Annotated in this window: 14 protein-coding genes and 6 tRNA genes; 4 read left to right on the forward strand and 16 right to left on the reverse strand. The window is 28.5% G+C overall.

Annotated elements, in window-relative coordinates:
* Positions 1–50 precede the first annotated feature (50 nt).
* Genes H0H71_RS02210 through miaA form a run of 3 tightly spaced genes read left to right on the forward strand, consistent with a single transcriptional unit; the run spans position 51 to position 3,755 of the window.
* Entirely contained in the window at positions 51–1,685 is a 1,635-nt protein-coding gene (locus tag H0H71_RS02210) for a DEAD/DEAH box helicase (protein ID WP_185855923.1), read from the forward strand.
* Positions 1,686–1,708: 23 nt separating this feature from the next.
* A complete protein-coding gene (aroC, locus tag H0H71_RS02215) occupies positions 1,709–2,791 on the forward strand; it encodes a chorismate synthase (RefSeq protein WP_185855924.1) in 1,083 nt (360 codons plus the stop codon).
* Positions 2,792–2,828: 37 nt separating this feature from the next.
* Positions 2,829–3,755 carry a tRNA (adenosine(37)-N6)-dimethylallyltransferase MiaA gene (miaA, locus tag H0H71_RS02220; protein ID WP_238784474.1) on the forward strand — a complete coding sequence of 309 codons (927 nt, stop codon included), beginning with the start codon at positions 2,829–2,831 and terminating at the stop codon, positions 3,753–3,755.
* On the opposite strand, the gene H0H71_RS02225 is transcribed toward miaA, so the two are convergent.
* Together H0H71_RS02225 and H0H71_RS02230 are read right to left on the reverse strand one after the other, a co-directional pair.
* Positions 3,715–3,790 (reverse strand) — tRNA-Val (locus H0H71_RS02225). The genes miaA and H0H71_RS02225 overlap by 41 nt on opposite strands.
* A 35-nt stretch (positions 3,791–3,825) precedes the next feature.
* Positions 3,826–5,082, reverse strand: a complete 1,257-nt coding sequence (locus tag H0H71_RS02230) for a bifunctional folylpolyglutamate synthase/dihydrofolate synthase (protein WP_185855925.1) — start codon at positions 5,080–5,082, stop codon at positions 3,826–3,828.
* 83 nt (positions 5,083–5,165) lie between these two features.
* Here H0H71_RS02230 and glnS point away from each other — a divergent pair, with 83 nt between their 5' ends.
* Positions 5,166–6,830, forward strand: a complete 1,665-nt coding sequence (gene glnS, locus H0H71_RS02235) for a glutamine--tRNA ligase (RefSeq protein ID WP_238784439.1) — start codon at positions 5,166–5,168, stop codon at positions 6,828–6,830.
* Between the two features lie 38 nt (positions 6,831–6,868).
* Here glnS and rpoC read toward each other — a convergent pair whose 3' ends face one another.
* The 14 genes from rpoC to H0H71_RS02305 form a co-directional block, all read right to left on the reverse strand.
* The gene (gene rpoC / locus H0H71_RS02240) at positions 6,869–11,119 is read right to left on the reverse strand and encodes a DNA-directed RNA polymerase subunit beta' (RefSeq protein ID WP_185855926.1); all 4,251 of its coding nucleotides are present in this window, start codon (positions 11,117–11,119) and stop codon (positions 6,869–6,871) included.
* 62 nt (positions 11,120–11,181) lie between these two features.
* A complete protein-coding gene (gene rpoB / locus H0H71_RS02245) occupies positions 11,182–15,006 on the reverse strand; it encodes a DNA-directed RNA polymerase subunit beta (protein WP_238784440.1) in 3,825 nt (1,274 codons plus the stop codon).
* 69 nt (positions 15,007–15,075) lie between these two features.
* Positions 15,076–15,465 carry a 50S ribosomal protein L7/L12 gene (gene rplL, locus H0H71_RS02250; RefSeq protein WP_185855928.1) on the reverse strand — a complete coding sequence of 130 codons (390 nt, stop codon included), beginning with the start codon at positions 15,463–15,465 and terminating at the stop codon, positions 15,076–15,078.
* A gap of 14 nt (positions 15,466–15,479) precedes the next feature.
* Positions 15,480–16,028 (reverse strand): 50S ribosomal protein L10, encoded by a 549-nt coding sequence (gene rplJ, locus H0H71_RS02255; protein ID WP_185855929.1) that lies wholly within the window; start codon positions 16,026–16,028, stop codon positions 15,480–15,482.
* Between the two features lie 6 nt (positions 16,029–16,034).
* Positions 16,035–16,724 carry a 50S ribosomal protein L1 gene (gene rplA, locus H0H71_RS02260; RefSeq protein ID WP_185855930.1) on the reverse strand — a complete coding sequence of 230 codons (690 nt, stop codon included), beginning with the start codon at positions 16,722–16,724 and terminating at the stop codon, positions 16,035–16,037.
* A gap of 22 nt (positions 16,725–16,746) precedes the next feature.
* Positions 16,747–17,184 carry a 50S ribosomal protein L11 gene (rplK, locus tag H0H71_RS02265; protein ID WP_185855931.1) on the reverse strand — a complete coding sequence of 146 codons (438 nt, stop codon included), beginning with the start codon at positions 17,182–17,184 and terminating at the stop codon, positions 16,747–16,749.
* Positions 17,185–17,187: 3 nt separating this feature from the next.
* Positions 17,188–17,739 carry a transcription termination/antitermination protein NusG gene (gene nusG / locus H0H71_RS02270; RefSeq protein WP_185855932.1) on the reverse strand — a complete coding sequence of 184 codons (552 nt, stop codon included), beginning with the start codon at positions 17,737–17,739 and terminating at the stop codon, positions 17,188–17,190.
* A 17-nt stretch (positions 17,740–17,756) separates the two neighbouring features.
* Positions 17,757–17,942 (reverse strand): preprotein translocase subunit SecE, encoded by a 186-nt coding sequence (locus tag H0H71_RS03140; RefSeq protein ID WP_394798409.1) that lies wholly within the window; start codon positions 17,940–17,942, stop codon positions 17,757–17,759.
* Positions 17,943–17,950: 8 nt separating this feature from the next.
* A tRNA-Trp gene (locus tag H0H71_RS02280) sits at positions 17,951–18,023 on the reverse strand.
* 26 nt (positions 18,024–18,049) lie between these two features.
* On the reverse strand, positions 18,050–19,237 hold the full coding sequence (tuf, locus tag H0H71_RS02285) for an elongation factor Tu (RefSeq protein ID WP_185855934.1): 1,188 nt from the start codon (positions 19,235–19,237) through the stop codon (positions 18,050–18,052).
* 38 nt (positions 19,238–19,275) lie between these two features.
* A tRNA-Thr gene (locus tag H0H71_RS02290) sits at positions 19,276–19,347 on the reverse strand.
* 77 nt (positions 19,348–19,424) lie between these two features.
* Positions 19,425–19,499: transfer RNA gene (locus H0H71_RS02295), tRNA-Gly, on the reverse strand.
* A 14-nt stretch (positions 19,500–19,513) separates the two neighbouring features.
* Positions 19,514–19,597, reverse strand: a tRNA-Tyr gene (locus H0H71_RS02300).
* Between the two features lie 7 nt (positions 19,598–19,604).
* Positions 19,605–19,678, reverse strand: a tRNA-Thr gene (locus tag H0H71_RS02305).
* Positions 19,679–19,752: the final 74 nt, after the last annotated feature.

A 19,752-nucleotide genomic window follows, 5' to 3' on the forward strand; every position in this document is an offset into this window, starting at 1 on the left:
AACTAGATTTCGATTTAAAAAAATCGTTAATCCATTTTTTTTTATAAAATATGAAAACATTTAAAGAATATAATTTTTTTAATGATAAAATTGCTCAAGCTTTAGAAGATATTGGTTTTGAATCTCCGACTCCTATACAAGAGAAAGTAATTTCATATTTGTTAAAAAAACAAAAAAAAGATTTAATAGCTTTATCTCAAACAGGGACTGGAAAAACTGCTGCATTTGGATTACCTATTATACAAAAAATAAATTTAAACTTACGTTTTCCTCAAGCTTTAATTTTATGTCCAACAAGAGAACTTTGTATTCAAATTACACGTGATCTGTGTCGTTTTTCAAAATACATTTCTTTGATAAAAATTATTCCATTATATGGTGGAATTAATATAGAAAATCAGATTCAATCCCTTAGAAAAAAAACTCACATTATTATTGGAACTCCGGGAAGAATTTTAGATTTAATTAAAAGAAAAAAACTTTCTTTATATGATATAAAATATTTGATTCTTGATGAAGCAGATGAAATGTTAAACATGGGATTCAAAGAAGAATTAGATTCTATAATAGAAAAATTACCAAAAAAAAGACAAAGTTTACTGTTTTCTGCTACAATGTCAAAATGTATGAATGAAATAGCGCATACTTATTTGATAGAACCTGTAGAGGAAATTACCACAGGAAAACGAAATGTAGGCGCTGATGATGTAAAACATATTTATTACATAGTTGATAAAACTAATCAAAAATATTCTACTTTAAAGAAAATTCTAGATATAAATCCAGATATTTATGGAATTATATTTTGTAAAACGAGAAAAGAGACTAAAAAAATAGCAGATTATTTAATCCGAGATGGATATAATGCAGATGCAATTTATGGAGATCTTTCACAATCTCAACGTGATTCTGTTATGAACAGATTTAGAAAAAAATATTTGCAGTTGCTTGTAGCAACAGATGTTGCTTCTCGGGGGATAGATGTTAATGATATTACACATGTCATTAATTATAATATTCCAAATGAAAGTGAAATTTATGTACACAGAAGTGGAAGAACAGGAAGAGCTGGAAATAGAGGAATCTCTATTTGTATCATTCATTCAAAAGAAACTTCTTTTTTAAAAGGATTTGAAAATAAAATAGGAAAAAGTTTTAAAAGAATTTTGGTACCTAGTGTAAAAGAAATATGTGAAAAAAAACTCATGCATTTTGTAGAAAAAATAAAAAAAACATCAGTAGATGATAAATCTATAATGAATAAATTTCTTCCAAAAATACAGAAAAAATTAGAATTTCTAAATAAAGAAGAATTGATAAAACGATTTTATTGGATAGAGTTTAATCGTTTTTTTACTGCTTATAGTTCTAATTCTAATGATCTTAATTTTCAAAATCTTTTTTACTCTAAAAAAATTTTTGGGGGAAATAACAAAAAAAAATTTTTTTCTAAATTTTTTTTAAATATTGGGGCAAAAGATAATTTGACAAAATTAGGATTAATAAATTTAATTAATCAAGCAGCTAATAATTCACATATTAATATTGGAAATATAGAAATTTTATCTAAATTTTCATTTTTTGAGGTAGAAAAACGTTATCAAAAAAAAATATTAGTAGGAATGAATAAAATTAATAATAATCATTCTTATGGAAGACCTATTTCCATAGAAATCAAAAATTAAGTAAAAATTTTTAGAAAGGGATTATGGGGGGAAATATTTTTGGAAATTTATTTAGAGTAACTACTTTTGGAGAAAGTCATGGAAATGCTTTAGGAGGAATTATAGATGGATGCCCATCTGGAATAAAATTAGATTTTGAACAAATTCAATACGAACTAAACCGGAGAAGACCCGGTCAATCATCTATAGTTACTCAAAGAAATGAACCCGATCAAGTAAATTTTCTTTCTGGAATTATGGATAATATAACTACTGGAACTCCTATTGGATTTATAATCTATAATAAAGATCATCAATCTAACGATTATAATCATATTAAAAATATATATAGACCTTCTCATTCTGACTTTACATATGAAAAAAAATATGGAATAAGAGATTATAGAGGGGGGGGGAGAGCATCAGCTAGAGAAACAATATGTAGAGTAGTAGCTGGATCTATTGCTAAACAATTAATAAAAGATATAAAAATCATATCTTATGTTTCATCTGTAGGAAATATATCAGTCAATAAATCTTATCAAGATTTAGACTTATCTAAAAAAATGATAGAACATACTCCTATAAGATGTCCTGATCCAAATATTGCAAAAAAAATGATATCAATGATTCATCAAATAAAAAAAAAGGGAGATACAATAGGAGGAACTATTACTTGTGTGATAAAAAATGTTCCAGTAGGATTTGGAGAACCAGTTTTTCAAAAATTACATTCTGAATTAGCAAAAGCTATGCTTTCAATTAATGCTGTAAAAGGATTTGAATATGGTAGTGGTTTCCTTGGAACTGAATTAACAGGTTCACAACATAATGATTTGTTTGATAATATTAACGGAAAAACTAAAACTAATTTATCTGGAGGAATTCAAGGTGGAATATCAAATGGAATGGATATTTATTTTAGAATAGCATTGAAACCTGTAGCAACAATAATGAAAAAACAAAAAACCATAGATAAATATGGTAATTTTGTTTTTATGGAAGGAAAAGGGAGACATGATCCTTGTGTTCTTCCTCGTGCAATTCCTATTGTAGAATCTATGATCGCTTTAGTTTTAGTAGATTATTGGATGTATAAAAAATTATCTAAATATTCTGAAATTTAAAAATAAACTTCTACTAATTCTTGTAGGGCCAACTAGCATTGGAAAAACATCTGTTTCTCTATTTTTAGCAAAAAAATTAAAAACTGAAATCATTTCTTGTGATTCTAGACAATTTTACAAAGAACTCAAGATAGGTTCTTCTATGCCTACTTTAAAAGAATTGAATTCAGTTCCTCATCATTTTATAGGGCATTTAACAATTCATCAAAATTACAATGCAAAATGTTTTGAGAGAGATTCTTTAAATATAATTGAAAAATTATTCAAAAAATATTCTATTTTAATCACAGTTGGAGGATCTGGATTATATGAAAAATCTATAACAAAAGGGTTGTCTGACATCCCTAATGTTGATTTGAATATAAGAAAAAATTTAATTTCTAATTTCAATAAAAAAGGAATTCTTTTCTTGCAAAAAGAACTACAAAAATTTGAAAAAAAACCTTATTCTATAGATTATAATAATCCAAGACGTTTGATTAGATATTTAGAAATAATCCAATCAACTGGAACCCCCCCTTCTTTTTTTTTTAAAAAAAAATCAAGAATAAATAGAAATTTTTCTATCCTAAAAATAGGATTGATCTTACCAAAAGATGAAATTTATTTTAGAATAAATAATAGAGTAGAAAAAATGATAAAAAATGGATTGATAGATGAAGCTAAAAAATACTATCCTTATAGATACTTGAATAGTTTAAAAACTATAGGATACAAAGAAATTTTTGATTTTTTTGATAAAGAAAAGAAAATAACTTATAATAATATTTCTAATGAAATAGACATTAAAACAATAGAAAAAATAAAAAAAAATACTAGGAAATATGCAAAAAGACAATTAACATGGTATAAAAAAGATCCATCTGTGATATGGTTTAATCCAAAAGAAAAAGAAAAAATACTAAACTTTGTTTTTAATAAAGTGGGCAATACTGGATTTGAACCAGTGACCTCCTGTTTGTAAAACAGATGCTCTAAACCAAACTGAGCTAATTGCCCTTTTTTTATGTATTAATCCAAATGTAAAAAAAAAATTACAATGTCAATAATAAGACTTCAGATACTGTGAAAGAACTTCCACTAATTAAGATTAAATCTTTTTTTTTAGATTGACTTTTAGATGAAAAAAAAGCTTCTTTTACAGAAGAGAAAAAAAAAATTTTTCTATTTTTATTAATTTTAAAAACTTTCATTACTAAAGTTTTTAAATCAGAAATAGAAAATTTTCTTTCAATATTAGGTTGACAAAAATAATAATAAGCATTAACAGGAAAATATTTCAATAGTTTTTCTACTTTTTTTTCTTTTAAAAATCCTAATACCAAGTGTAATTTTTCATATGATTCTTTTTTCAACTGATTATTTATCATTTGAATTCCTTCTTCATTATGAGCTATGTCGCAAATAATTTTTGGATTATATTGTTGTAATATATGCCAACGTCCTTTAAAATTCGTATTCTTAATTACATTTTTTAATCCATTTTTTATGGAATTATCAGAAACTATTATATTTTTTCTTTTTTTTAGAATGTCTATAGTTTTTAACACAATAATTTTATTGATATTTTGGTAATCCGCTTTAAAAGGAACTTGATATTCAGAATAATCTGAAATATTTTTTAAAAAATATATAGGGGAATTTTTTTTTAAAGCTTCTTTAAGAAAAAGAAATCGTATATCTTTTGATATTTCACTTCCAATTATTACTGATACATTTTTTTTTATGATCCCTGCTTTTTCCAAAGCAATTTGATGTTTACTCTCTCCAAGAGATTTTGTATGATCTATACTTATATTTGTAATGATAGATATTTCTGGATCTATAAGATTAGTAGAATCCAAACGGCCTCCCATTCCTACTTCAATTATAGCTATATAAACTTTTTTTTCTTTAAAATATTGAAACGCTAATGCTGTATTCATTTCAAAAAATGACATTTTTTCCTTTTCAATAAATTTTTTGTTATCTTTTATAAAATCTATAATAAAATCTTTTTCTATCAAAAATCCATTATAAAGAATTCTTTCTCTAAAATCTATTAAATGGGGGGAGGTAAACAATCCGATTCTGTATTTTTCTTCTTGAAGAATAGAAGATAACATATGAACTGTGGATCCCTTTCCATTTGTACCTCCTACATGAATACATTTAAAAAATTTTTGTGGATTTCCTAAATGAGAACAAAAAAATTTAATCCTTTGTAATCCAGGGTAATATGAGTTTAATCCCAAATTTTGATAAATTGGAAGACGATTAAAAATCCATTTTACTGTTTCCGAATAATTCACAAAAAAATAACTTAATAAAATTAATAAAAAATTAATTAAATTTACAAATTAGTTGAGAATACTCAATAAATAATAAAACGCATTTGCACTTTATTGAAAAAGTTATAGAAGAAGATATAAAAAAAGGATTTCCTATTAATAAAATTCGATTCAGATTTCCTCCTGAACCAAATGGATATCTTCATATTGGACATGTGAAAGCAATATATCTCAATTTTGAATTGGGAAAAAAATACCAAGCTCCTGTTTATTTAAGATTTGACGATACAAATCCTATAGTAGAAGAAAAAAAATTTATAGAATCTATTAAAAAAGATATCCTATTTCTAGGATTTAAATGGGATCATGAAAGTTATGCATCAGATTATTTTCATAAACTTTATGAATGGGCTATTTCTCTAATTAAAATGAATAAAGCTTATGTAGATCATCATTCTAAAAAAGTTATTCAACTTCGAAGAAAAACTCCACTTGAACATGGAATCAATAGTAATTATCGGAATAGATCTATAAATGAGAATTTATACCTTTTCGAAAAAATGAAAAATGGTTTTTTTGAAGAAGGAACATGTGTCCTGAGAGCTAAAATAGATATGAAATCATCAAATATGAATATGAGAGATCCAATTATGTATCGAATTTTAAAAAAAAATCATACTCGTACTGGAGATAAATGGTGTATTTATCCTACTTATGATTGGACTCATGGACAATGTGATTATATTGAACAAATATCTCATTCTTTATGTTCGTTGGAATTTGAAAATAGAAGACCATTATACAACTGGTATCTAGATCAAATCTATGAAAAAAATAAGATACGTCCTAAACAAATAGAATTTTCAAGATTAAATTTGAGTTACACACTAACTAGTAAAAGAAAAATTCAATATTTAATAGAAAAAAAAATTATCCCATCTTGGGATGATCCAAGAATTCTAACTATATCTGGATTACGTCGTAGAGGATATACTCCAAAATCTCTTAAAAAATTTATTCAAGAAATAGGAATTACAAAAAGAAATAATATTATAGATACATCTCTTTTAGAATTCAGAATTCGAGAGCATCTAAATAAAATAGCCCCTAGAGTTATGGTTGTAACACAACCCGTCAAATTAGTAATTGATAATTATTCAGATAATAATACGGAATGGATTAATGCAGAAAATAATCCAGAAAATCCAAAATTTGGACATAGAAAAATACCTTTTTCTAAATTTCTATACATTGAAAAAAATGATTTTTTAGAAAAGAAAACAAAAAAATTTTTTAGATTATCAATTGGAAATGAAGTCAGACTTAAAAACGCTTATATCATTAAAGCAAATTCAGTAATAAAAAATTCTAATGGAGAAATAATAGAAATTCATTGCTCCTATGATCCTAAAAGTAAATCTGGAAAACAAAAAAAAACGGAAAAAAAAAGAGTCAAAAGCACTTTGCATTGGGTTTCTATAAAACATGCTATTCCTATAGTAATCCATTTATATCATCCTATTTTTTTAAAAAGAGATCCCAATATGGGAGATTATCAAAAATATATAAACCCAAAAACAATAGAAAAAATTAAAGCATATTCAGAGCCAACTTTAAATCAAGCAAATATAGGAGAATATTTTCAATTTCAGAGAATAGGATACTTTTATGTAGAGAAAAATAATAATGAAAATATCATTTTTAATAAAATAGTTTCCATAAAAGATAAATGGAAAAAAATTCAAAAAAAAGATTTATTACCTGAATAATTTGATTCTTTCTGAATAATAAATAAATCAAAATCAATTCATAAAATTTCTGAATATATATTTTCATATTCTTTCAAACCAGTTCCCGCCGGGATCTTGTGTCCTACAATAACATTTTCTTTTAATCCATATAAGTAATCTGTTTTGCTACTTATTGCAGCTTCACTTAATACTTTTGTTGTTTCTTGAAAAGAAGCTGCAGATATAAAAGATTTTGTCTGAAGAGCAGCTCTCGTTATTCCCTGTAATACTGGCCTAGCAGTTGCAGGAATAGCATTTCTTGTTTTTATCAATTTTTTATTCTTATACTTTAAAACTGCGTTTTCATTTCTAAAATCTCTAGAACTGATTAGAGATCCAGATTGGAAAATTTCAGAATCTCCTGGATCTTCAATAAATTTCATATGATAAATTCTATCATTTTCCTCTATAAAATCATCTTTATATTCAATATTTCCTTCTAAAAATCGAGTATCTCCTACATCCATTACCTCTACTTTTCGCATCATTTGCAAAACAATAACTTCAAAATGTTTATCATTAATCTTAACTCCTTGTAAACGGTATACTTCTTGTATTTCTCTTACTAAATATTCCTGAACGGCTCTAGCTCCCTTTATGTTCAAAATATCATTAGGAGTAACCGCGCCATCTGATAAAGGCATTCCTGCTTTTACATAATCATTTTCTTGAACTAAAACCTGATTGGAAAGTTTTACAAGATATTTTCTTATCTCACCTGTCTTCGATTCAACTATAATTTCTCTATTTCCTCTTTTTATTTTTCCGTGAGTAACGATTCCATCCATTTCAGAAACTACAGCAGGATTAGAAGGATTTCTAGCTTCAAATAATTCAGATAAACGAGGTAATCCACCTGTTATATCACCAGACTTAGCAGATTTTCTAGGAACTTTTACCAAAATCTTACCTACTTCTATTTTTTCTTTATCATCAACCATTAAATGTGCACCTACAGGAAGATTATATACCTTTAATTCTTCATCATCTTCATTCAAAATTTTTAATGTTGGAATTAAATTTTTATTTCTTACTTCTGTAATTACTTTTTCTTGAAATCCAGTTTGTTCATCTATTTCAACTTGAAAAGTTGTTCCTTGTTCTAAATGTTGATAAGAAATTATTCCCGAAAACTCTGCTATAATTACTGCATTATATAAATCCCATGTACAGATCCGATCACCTTCTTTTAATTTATCTCCATGATGAACATACAAAGTGGCTCCATAAGGAATATTTTTTGTCATTAAAACAGATGATTTTTCTTTATTAAAAAGTTTCATTTCTGTAGAACGAGAAACGACCACACAAACTTTATTATTTTCCAAACCATTTTTTGATTTTAAAACTGTTTTAAGATCTTCAAACTCTATTATACCATCATATTTTGATCGTATTTGTGATGATTCTGAAATATTTCCTGCAGTTCCTCCAACATGAAAAGTTCGTAAAGTTAACTGTGTTCCAGGTTCTCCAATAGATTGCGCAGCAATTACTCCTACAGCTTCTCCTTTTTGAACAATTTTTCCTGTAGATAAATTCCGACCATAACATTTAGAACAAATCCCCATTTTTGATTCACAAGTAAGTGGAGAACGCACTTCTACAAATTCTATTCCAGATTTTTCAATCAATTCTGCTATTTTCTCATCAATCATATATCCAGATGAAACTATTAATTTTCCATTTTTTGGATGATAAAGATCATTCAAAGATACCCGGCCTAAAATTCTATCAAATAACGGCTCAACTATTTCTTCATTTTTTTTTAATGATGATATCTCTAATCCTCTAAGCGTATTACAATCTTCTATTGTTATAATAACATCTTGAGCTGCATCAACTAAACGTCTTGTAAGATACCCAGCATCTGCAGTTTTTAACGCAGTATCTGCTAATCCTTTACGTGCACCATGAGTAGATATAAAATATTCTAAAATAGAAAGTCCTTCTCTAAAATTAGATAAAATCGGATTTTCAATGATTTCACCTCCAGATGATCCCGTTTTTTGAGGTTTAGCCATTAATCCACGCATACCAGAAAGTTGCCGAATTTGTTCTTTAGAACCTCTTGCACCAGAATCTAACATCATATATACAGGATTAAATCCCTGTCTATCCTCACGCATATATTTCATTACTTTTTCTGTTAACATCGCATTTGTATTTGTCCATATATCAATAACTTGATTATAACGTTCATTATTTGTTATCAATCCCATATTATAGTTCATCTTAACACTATCTACTTGTCGTATAGCCGCCGATACCATACTTTCTTTCTCATCATTTGGAATCATAATATCTCCTAATCCAAATGAAAGACCTCCCTTAAATGCATTATAAAAACCCAATTCTTTAATATCATCCAAAAATTTAGCAGTAGTCGGAACATCTGTTAGATGTAATATTTTTCCTATAATTTCTCTTAGTGATTTTTTTGTTAAAGATTCATTAATATATCCCACTTTTTTAGGAACAACTTGATTAAATAAAACTCTTCCAACAGTTGTTTCTATTATTTTTTTCAAAAGTTTATCTTCTTCACGAATATCCACTTTTACACGAATTAAAGCATGTAATTCAACTTTATTTTGATTATAAGCTATTTCAACTTCTTCTGGAGAGTAAAAAGTAATCCACTCTCCTTTTACTTTTTTATTATTATTTAAAGTTGATGCTAAAGGTTTAGTCATATAATATAACCCTAATACCATATCTTGAGAAGGAACAGTAATAGGAGATCCATTAGCGGGATTCAAAATATTTTGAGAAGACAACATGAGAAGTTGCGCTTCTAAAATTGCACCAGAAGATAAAGGAAGATGCACGGCCATTTGATCTCCATCAAAATCCGCATTAAAAGCAGCACAAACTAAAGGATGCAACTGAATTGCTTTTCCTTCTATTAATTTAGGTTGAAATGCTTGAATCCCCAATCTATGTAAAGTAGGTGCTCTATTTAATAATAGAGGATGTCCTTTCAATACATTTTCCAAAATTTCCCATATCATAGGATCTCGTTTATCTATAATTTTTTTTGAAGATTTTACTGTTTTTACAACTCCTCTCTCAATCAATTTTCTGATTATAAAAGGTTTATAAAGTTCTGCTGCCATTTCTTTAGGAAGCCCACATTCATGTAGTTTCAAATGAGGTCCAACTACAATAACAGAACGTGCAGAATAATCTACCCTTTTACCAAGTAAATTCTGTCTAAAACGCCCTTGTTTTCCTTTTAAAGAATCAGATAAAGATTTTAAAGGACGATTCCCTTCAGATTTTACTGCTGACACTTTTCTTGAGTTATCAAAAAGTGAATCCACAGATTCTTGCAACATCCTTTTTTCATTTCTGAGAATCACCTCAGGGGCTTTAATCTCTATCAATCTTTTTAAACGATTGTTTCTTATGAGAACACGACGATATAAATCGGTCATATCGGAAGCTGCATAACGTCCTCCATCCAAAGGAACAAGTGGTCTTAATTCAGGAGGTATAACGGATAAGACATGAATAATCATATGAGAAGCATCCCCCCCATTTTTTTTTCCTTCTCTAAAATATTCTACAACTTGTAACCGTTTTAAAGCTTCAGATCTTCTTTGTTTAGAGGTTTCATTATGAACTTGATTCCTTAATTCTAAGGATAAAATATCTAAATCAATTCGATTTAAAAGACCTTCTATCCCTTCAGCACCCATTTTTGCAATAAATTTATTAGGATCAGTATCTTCTAAATACTGATTTCCTTTCGGAAGTTGATTCAAAACATATAAATATTCTTCTTCTGTAAGAAAATCTCCTTTTTGAAAAAGAGATCCATCTGGACGAAACGAAACTCCTCCTTGTATAACTACATATCGCTCATAATAAATAATCATTTCAAGCTTTTTAGATGAAAACCCTAATAAATATCCTATTTTATTAGGAGAAGTCCGAAAACACCAAATATGAACAACAGGAACTATAAGACTAATATGTCCCATTCGTTCACGTCTTACTTTTTTTTCAGTAACTTCCACGCCACATCTATCACAAACTATTCCTTTATAACGAATCCGCTTATATTTTCCGCAAGCACATTCATAATCCTTTATTGGACCAAAAATCCGTTCACAAAATAACCCATCTCTTTCCGGTTTATGAGTTCTATAATTAATAGTTTCTGGTTTTAAAACCTCTCCGTGAGATTCTTTTAAAATAGATTCCGGAGACGCAAGTCTAATAGTGATTTTATTGAACTTAATATTTTTTTTTCTGCTCATAATAATATACTAACTAAACTACTACTCTTATCTTAAGACTATTATATATAATATACTACTCTTTACTCTTCTAAATCAATATCCAATCCTAATCCTTTTAATTCATAACACAATACATTAAAAGATTCTGGATTATTAGGTTCTGGCATAGGTTCTCCTTTTACTATAGCTTCATAAGTTTTTGCTCTTCCTATCACATCATCTGATTTAACAGTTAAAATTTCACGTAAAATATTAGAAGATCCAAAAGCTTCCAAAGCCCAAACTTCCATTTCTCCAAAACGTTGCCCACCAAATTGAGATTTTCCTCCTAAAGGTTGTTGAGTAATGAGTGAATAAGGTCCTATAGAACGGGCATGCATTTTATCATCTACCATATGTCCAAGTTTCAACATATATATAACTCCTACTGTTGCTGGTTGATCAAATCTTTCTCCTGTTCCTCCATCAAATAAATAAGTTGTTCCAAAACGTGGAATTCCAGATTGATTTGTATAATCAGAAATTTTATTTATAGTCGCTCCATCAAATATAGGAGAAGAAAATTTTATGTTCAATTTATATCCTGCCCATCCCAATACTGTTTCATATATTTGCCCAATGTTCATTCTAGATGGAACCCCTAATGGATTTAGAACTATATCTACAGGACTCCCGTCTTCTAAAAAGGGCATATCTTCTTCACGAAGAATTCTTGCTACTACCCCCTTATTTCCATGTCTTCCTGCCATTTTATCTCCCACTTTTAATTTTCTTTTTTTTGCAATATAAACTTTAGCCATTTTAATTATTCCAGATGGTAATTCATCTCCAATTGTAATAGAAAACTTTTTATGTTTTAAAGTATTATTAAAATCATTAAATGCTATTTTATAATTATGTAAAATTTCAGATATAAGATGATTTGTTTCCACATCATAAGTCCAACAAAATGAAGAAATATTAATAAAATCAGATATTTGATTAATCAATTGAGAAGTAAATTTTGTTCCTTTTTTTATTACAATTTCTTGTTTTTTTTCATCAATAATTTCCTGAGATATTTTATCATGTAGAATGTAATTCAATTTTTCCAATAAAATATTCCTCAAATCAGAAAATTTTTTATTATATTCTTTTTCAATACGTTCTATTTGTATTTTATCCTTAATTCTAGATGTTTTATCTTTAATACTTCTAGTAAATAGTTTCGTATCGATAACAACTCCAAATAATGATGGTTCAGCTTTTAAAGACGCATCTTTTACATTTCCAGCTTTATCTCCAAAAATAGCTCGCAGTAACTTTTCTTCCGGAGTTGGATCAGATTCTCCTTTAGGAGTTATCTTTCCAATGAGAATATCTCCTGGTTTAACTTCTGCACCTACGCGAATAATTCCATTTTCATCTAAATCTTTAGTTGCCTCTTCGCTAACATTAGGAATATCATTAGTTAATTCTTCCATTCCTAGTTTGGTATCACGAACCTCTAAAGAATATTCATCTATATGGATAGAAGTAAACCAATCTTCACTAACTACTTTTTCTGAAATTAAAACAGCATCTTCAAAATTATATCCATTACATGGAATAAAAGCAGCTCTTAAATTTCTGCCTAAAGCTAACTCTCCATTTTCAGTTGCGTATCCTTCACACAAAATTTGTCCTTTTACAACTCTAGTCCCTTTTTTAACAATAGGTTTTAGAGTGATACATGTATTTTGATTTGTTTTCCTAAACTTAATCAAATCATATACTTTAATTTCAGAATCAAATCTTACTAAAGCTTCTTTTTCAGTTCTATCATAACGAATAATAATTTTTTTTGCATCAATATATTCTACTACTCCATTTTGTTCTGCATTAATTAAAATTCTTGAATCTCTTGCAACTTGTTTTTCCAATCCAGTTCCAACAATAGGAGATTTAGGTTTTAATAATGGTACTGCTTGACGCATCATATTAGATCCCATAAGAGCTCTATTCGCATCATCATGTTCTAAAAAAGGTATTAAAGAAGCTGATATAGAGGCTATTTGATTAGGAGCTACATCTACGTAATCTACTTGTTTTGGAGTTACTACAGGAAAATCTCCATCTTCTCTAGAAATAATTCTATCAGAAAAAAAACTCCCATTTACATCTATAGAATTAGACTGTGCGATAATTTTTCCCTCTTCTTCTTCTGCACTAAGATATTTAGCTTTTTCTTGAAAATTAGCTTTTCCATTATGAACTAATCTATAAGGAGTTTCTACAAATCCCATTTGATTAATTTTCGCAAAAACAGAAAGAGAAGATATTAACCCAATATTTGGGCCCTCTGGTGTTTCAATTGGACATAATCTTCCATAATGAGAATAATTGACATCCCTAACTTCAAATCCTGCTCTTTCTCTAGATAAACCTCCGGGACCTAAAGCGGATAATCTTCTTTTATGTGTAATTTCAGACAATGGATTCGTCTGATCCATAAATTGAGATAATTGGTTAGTTCCAAAAAAAGTGTTAATTACGGAAGATAAAGTTTTAGAATTGATAAGATCTACAGGCATAAATACTTCATTATCACGAACATTCATTCTTTCTCTAATTGTTCTAGCCATTCTAGATAAACCAATACTAAATTGTGTATAAAGTTGTTCTCCAACAGTTCTAACTCGTCTATTTGAAAGATGATCTATATCATCTACTTCTCTTTTCGAATTAAATAAAGCATTTAAATGTTCAATAATAGCAATTATATCCTCTTTTGTTAAAACTAAATAATTTGGATCAATATCTAAACCAAGACGTTTATTTAAACGATATCTTCCTACAGGCCCTAAACTATATCTTGTATCAGAAAAAAAAAGCTTGTCTAGAACACTTCTAGCTGTTTCTTCATCTGGAGGTTCTGTATTTCTAAGTTGTTTATAGATATATTCTACTGCTTCTTTTTCAGAATTAGTAGGATCTTTTTGCAAAGTGTTATAAATAATAGAATAATCTTTTTTTCTTCCTTTTTCTTTATGTAATAAGACTGTTTTTATCTCATGTTTTATGAGCAAATCAATGTGTTCTTGTTTGAGCTTAACATCTCTATCTATAAGAATCTCATTTCTTTCCACAGAGACAACTTCTCCTGTATCTTCATCTACAAAATCCTCATGCCAGATATTCAATACTCTTGCTGCTAAAGTTCTATATAAAATTAAGTCAGTGGCACTTTTTATAACTTGTACTTCTTCTGCTAAATTGAATATTTCTAATATATCTTTATCTCTTTCATATCCAATAGCACGAAGTAAAGTAGTCATAGTCAACTTTTTCTTTCTATCTATATAGGCATACATAACATTATTTATATCCGTAGCAAATTCAATCCAAGATCCTTTAAAAGGAATTATTCTTGCAGAGTATAATTTAGTTCCATTTGCATGATGAGATTGGCCAAAAAATACTCCTGGAGAACGATGTAGTTGAGAAACAATAACCCGTTCTGCACCATTGAAAATAAAAGATCCAGAAGGAGTCATATATGGATATGTCCCCAAATAGACATCCTGATATACTGTCTCAAAATCTTCATGTTCTGGATCAGTACAATATAGTTTTAACTTTGCTTTCAAAGGTACACTATAAGTCACCCCTCTTTCAATACATTCTTCTATAGAATATCTAGGAGCATCTATAGAATACCCTTTAAATTCTAAAACGAAAGAGTTTCTAGCATCAGAAATTGGAAAATTTTCTGTAAAAACTTTAAATAAACCTTCATTTTTTATATTTTCTGGTTTTGTTTCCAGTTGAAAAAATTCTTTAAATGATTTGATTTGAATATCCAAAAAATCAGGATATTCCACTTGTTTTGCTTCTACTACTGAAGAAAAAGTAATTCTTTCCGATATTCTTTCTGTATCCCCCAAATTAAACAATAATTAAAAATTTTTGAAAAAAAACATAGCTCACTTATAAACTCCAAAAAAATGGAATATTTACTTTAATTCTACTTCTGCCCCTATTTCTTCAAATTTATTCTTTAAATTTTCTGCTTCTTTTTTATCAACAGATTCTTTAAGTACTTTTGGAAGGTGATCCACTAATTCTTTAGACTCTTTAAGTCCTTTTCCAGTAATTTCTTTTACTAATTTTACCACAGATAACTTAGAATTACCAGAAGACTTTAGAATCAAATTAAAAATACTTTTTTCTTCCTTTTCTGATTCTTTCCCACCTTCTTTTTTTCTAGAAATAGAAGTATCTCCTGACGTTACTAAACCAATATTTGACGGTTCTATTCCATACTTTTTTTTCAAAAAAAGGGCTAATTCATTTACTTGTTTTACAGTTAAATTTACCAACTGTTCTGCCAAATTTTCTATCATTTTACTTGATTATTTTAAATTTTTTTCACTTTTTCCTGTATTCCTTCAAATATTCTAAATATTTTATATTCACCTAATCCTTTCAAATATAAAAGAACATGTTGAATTGGATTTTTAAGCAGGTTCATAATCTCAATGATGAGATCTTTTTTAGACTTGAGATGAATTAAAATATCTAAATCTTTATTTCCGAAATAAAAAGATTCTTCTACATAAGCTCCTTTAAAATAGGGTTTTACAATTTTTTCTTTAATATGAAAATTTTTTATGATTTTTGATGGAATTCCTCCACTATTTTCTAAATTAGAAAATAGGACAGTAGTATTTCCATTTAAAATGGAAAAAAAAGAATCTAATTTTTGATTTTCAGTTTTTTCTAAAGCTTTTCTCAGTAAAGTATTTTTCACTACTTTCATTTGAATATGAAATTCATGAAATTTTTTTCTAAGAATAGAAATTTGATTAGAATTTAAACCAGAAATATCAATTAAGTATATTGTATTATTATTAGATAATATAGAAACTAATTTTAATAATTTTTCCCTTTTTTTTTCTTTCTTCATTTGTTTTTATATTATAAAACTTTTTGTATCCACAAAAATGCTATTGCTCATAGTAGTGGATAAATAAATACTCTTGATATAAGTTCCCTTACAAGAAGATGGTTTACTTCTAATAATCTTATTCATAAATTCCTTTGCATTATCTAATAAACACTGATTAGAAAAAGAAACTCTTCCAATAGAAGAATGAATCACTCCATAACGATCTGATTTAAAAAATATTTTTCCAGATTTTATCTCCTTAATAGACTTACTTGGATTTACAGAAACTGTATCCAGTTTAGGATTTGGCATTAAACCTCTAGACCCTAATATTTTTCCAAAATATCTTAATTCTGGCATTACTGATGGAACAGTAACTATAACATCAATATCGGTCCATCCAGATTTAATTTTTTCTATGTAGTCCAATCCAACATAATCAGCTCCAGCATTTTTAGATTCTAATTCTTTATCTTTAGGAACTAAAGCTAAAACACGAATGTTTTTTCCCGTTCCATGTGGTAATTTTACAGATCCTCTTAGAAAATTTTGCAATTTTTTCTCTATCTCTAGATGAATAGAAATATCAACAGAAGCGTCAAATTTTACAAAGGTGATTTCTTTGACAAGAGAAGATGCTTCTTCTAAAGAATATTTTTTTTTACTGATTTTTTCTAAAATATTTTTCCTATTTTTAGTTAACTTTTTTGACATATAAAAAATGAAAATGTGTATTTTAAATTTTCGTTTCGTAAACTTCCACTCCCATAGAACGTGCAGTTCCAACAATCATTGACATAGCGGCTTCAATTGAAAGACAATTGAAATCTTCCATTTTATTTTTTGCTATTATTCTTATTTGATCCATACTTATTTTTCCAATCTTAGAACGATTTGATTCTCCAGATCCTTTTTTTAATCGAATCAAATTCAATATTTGAACAGAAACTGGAGATTTTTTAATCAAGAAAGAAAAAGATTTATCTTCATAAATAGTAAGAATAACTGGACAGATTTCACCTTTTCTATTTTGAGTTCTAGAGTTATATTGCTTACAAAATTCCATTATATTCACCCCGGCGCTTCCTAAAATAGGTCCTATGGGAGGAGAAGGATTAGCCGATCCTCCATTTATTTTTTGTATTTTTATTCTCTTAACTATTCTTTTTTTCATTGTTTAAATTTTTTCTATTTGTGTAAAATTTAATTCAAGCGGAGTTTTTCTTCCAAAAATTAAAACAGCTAATTCCAATTTTCTTTTTTCTTCATTAATTTTTTCAATTGTTCCGTTAAATCCACTAAAAGGACCATCTATTACTTTTATTGTTTCTCCTACTACAAAAGGAATATTCACATTTTCATAAATTTCTGATAATTGATCTATTTTTCCCAACATTTTATTCACTTCTTCTGTTCTCATAGGAATAGCTGCCCCCCCTTTTCCTTCACTTAAAAAATTAATAACTCCAGGTACATTTTTAATCGCATGAACGGCCTCTCCTTCAAGATGAGCTTCCACCATGACGTATCCCGGATAATAAACTTTTTCTCTATGAACTTTCTTCCCTTTTCTCATTTGTATCACTTTTTCTATTGGGACTAAAACCTTTCCTATATATTCTTGATAGCCTCCATTATCTCTCACTTCATTTTCTATATATGATTTTACTTTATTTTCTTTCCCGCTAATGGTTTTAATAACATACCATTTCCTTTCCAAATCACTCATCAATATTTTATTTTATATTATAAAGAAAATAACTTTTTAATAAAAAAAATAAAAAAACCGTCTACACCATATAAAAATATGGATAAAAACATAGAAAAAAACGACACTATAAGTGTAGTAATTTGTAAATCCACCCACTTAGGCCATGTCATGCAATAAAAAAGCTCATCGTAAATTTCCAAAAAAAAATTTTCTCTTTTCATATTTTTTGCACGGACGGTAAGAATCGAACTTACGACCTTCGGTTTTGGAGACCGACGCTCTCCCAATTGAGCTACATCCGTTTCAAAAAAAATAGATAATTCATTATTTAATCCAAAATTTGAACTACTTGTCCAGCTCCAACTGTTTTCCCCCCTTCCCGAATAGCAAATCGTAGATTTTCACTTAATGCAACCGGTTGATGTAATTCCACTTCCATAGAAACATTATCTCCTGGCATTACCATTTCTACTCCACTTAATAAATGAATTTCTCCCGTCACATCTGTCGTCCTTAAATAAAATTGAGGACGATATTTATTATGAAAAGGGGTATGTCTTCCTCCTTCTTCTTTAGTAAGAATATAGACTTCTGATTTGAATTTTTTATGAGGTTTTATAGATCCTGGTTTCCCTATTACCATTCCACGTCTAATATCCTTTTTTTCTATTCCACGTAATAACAAACCTACGTTATCTCCTGCTTGTCCCTTATCTAAAATTTTACGAAACATTTCCACTCCAGTCACTGTAGATGAAAGTTTATTTTCTCCCATCCCTATGATATCTACCAAATCTCCTGTATTAACAATTCCACATTCTATACGACCTGTTGCAACAGTTCCTCTCCCCGTTATAGTAAATACATCTTCAATAGGCATTAGAAATGGCTTATCCATATACCGAATAGGATCAGGAATATATTCATCTAAAATTTTCATAAGATCTTGAATCTTTTCAATCCATTTTTTTTCTCCATTCAAAGCTCCTAATGCAGATCCTTGTATAATAGGAATATTATCTCCATCATATTCATATTTAGAAAGTAATTCTCTGATTTCCATTTCTACTAACTCCAATAATTCTGGATCATCAACTTGATCTACTTTATTCATAAACACAACAATTTTAGGAACACCTACTTGACGTGCTAGTAAAATGTGCTCTCTAGTTTGGGGCATAGGACCATCCGTAGCAGCAACCACTAAAATTGCTCCATCCATTTGAGCAGCTCCAGTTATCATATTTTTTACATAATCAGCATGACCAGGGCAATCCACATGAGCATAATGTCTTTTAATTGTTTCATATTCTACGTGAGAAGTATTGATAGTAATCCCCCTAGCTTTTTCTTCTGGAGCATTATCAATTGCATCAAAACTTTTTTCTTCTGCTAATCCTATTTCTGATAAAACTTTGGTTATAGCAGCAGTTAAAGTTGTTTTTCCATGATCTACATGTCCCGTTGTCCCTATATTTAAATGTGGTTTTTCCCGTTTGAATTTTTCTTTTGCCATGATGAATAAAAATTTCTAAAATTTTAACAAAATTCAAAAGCCAATGGCGGGGATTGAACCCGTGACCTCTTCCTTACCAAGGAAGTGCTCTACCCCTGAGCTACATTGGCCATTTTTAATCTAATTCCATTATTTATTTTGATTGTTTTTTCCCATTATTTTTATATTCAATCAAAATAATTTTGAGAGCGGAAGACGGGATTCGAACCCGCGACATTCAACTTGGAAGGCTGATGCTCTAAACCAACTGAGCTACTTCCGCTAAAAAAATTAATATGGGGAGAGCAGGATTCGAACCTGCGAAGGCAAAGCCAACAGATTTACAGTCTGTCCTCGTTAACCAGACTTGAGTACCTCCCCCAAAAAAAGCCGGTAGAGGGATTCGAACCCACGCCCCCGAGATTACAAATCACGTGCTCTGACCATCTGAGCTACACCGGCAAAATAAATTATTTATCAATACTTACTATTTCACTTTTCACTACTAACGACTAACTATGGAAATCAGGTTGATA

Origin of the sequence: Blattabacterium cuenoti, from assembly GCF_014251375.1 — a bacterium.
In the GTDB taxonomy this organism is placed as follows: domain Bacteria; phylum Bacteroidota; class Bacteroidia; order Flavobacteriales; family Blattabacteriaceae; genus Blattabacterium; species Blattabacterium cuenoti_K.

Excerpts from the sequence above, each read along its gene's own strand:
- H0H71_RS02210 (WP_185855923.1), top strand. The coding sequence starts at position 51 with ATGAAAACATTTAAAGAATATAATTTTTTTAATGATAAAATTGCTCAA.
- aroC (WP_185855924.1), top strand. The coding sequence starts at position 1,709 with ATGGGGGGAAATATTTTTGGAAATTTATTTAGAGTAACTACTTTTGGA.
- rpoC (WP_185855926.1), bottom strand. The coding sequence starts at position 11,119 with ATGAGCAGAAAAAAAAATATTAAGTTCAATAAAATCACTATTAGACTT.
- rplL (WP_185855928.1), bottom strand. The coding sequence starts at position 15,465 with ATGATAGAAAATTTGGCAGAACAGTTGGTAAATTTAACTGTAAAACAA.
- rplJ (WP_185855929.1), bottom strand. The coding sequence starts at position 16,028 with ATGAAGAAAGAAAAAAAAAGGGAAAAATTATTAAAATTAGTTTCTATA.
- rplA (WP_185855930.1), bottom strand. The coding sequence starts at position 16,724 with ATGTCAAAAAAGTTAACTAAAAATAGGAAAAATATTTTAGAAAAAATC.
- rplK (WP_185855931.1), bottom strand. The coding sequence starts at position 17,184 with ATGAAAAAAAGAATAGTTAAGAGAATAAAAATACAAAAAATAAATGGA.
- nusG (WP_185855932.1), bottom strand. The coding sequence starts at position 17,739 with ATGAGTGATTTGGAAAGGAAATGGTATGTTATTAAAACCATTAGCGGG.
- H0H71_RS03140 (WP_394798409.1), bottom strand. The coding sequence starts at position 17,942 with ATGAAAAGAGAAAATTTTTTTTTGGAAATTTACGATGAGCTTTTTTAT.
- tuf (WP_185855934.1), bottom strand. The coding sequence starts at position 19,237 with ATGGCAAAAGAAAAATTCAAACGGGAAAAACCACATTTAAATATAGGG.